Below are 225 nucleotides of genomic sequence, written 5' to 3'. Positions count from 1 at the left end.
CTGGATTAGCTGGTTGGACCCATGCTTCACCCTCGTGACCAACTTCTTGGGTACCATTGGCACTAATCGGTCCAGTGTACTCTGGATTTGCAGGCTGAACCAACGCTTCACCCTCATGACCGACCTCTTGTGTACCATTGGCACTGATTGGACCAGTGTACTCTGGGTTAGCAGGTTGAACAGCTGCCTCGCCTTCATGACCTGATTCTTGCGTACCTTTAGCGC

1 protein-coding gene is annotated in these 225 nt (G+C 52.4%); it reads right to left on the bottom strand.

The window, feature by feature from the left end; all coding sequences use genetic code 11:
* Positions 1 to 225 (bottom strand): hypothetical protein (locus AX662_RS10840; RefSeq protein ID WP_197414718.1); only part of this gene is annotated, 225 nt, incomplete at both ends.

The sequence above is a fragment of the Streptococcus sp. CCH5-D3 genome (assembly GCF_001556435.1).
In the GTDB taxonomy this organism is placed as follows: Bacteria; Bacillota; Bacilli; order Lactobacillales; family Streptococcaceae; genus Streptococcus.
Note: the sequence above shows the minus strand (reverse complement) of the source record. Positions and strands in the feature narration are given on the sequence as shown.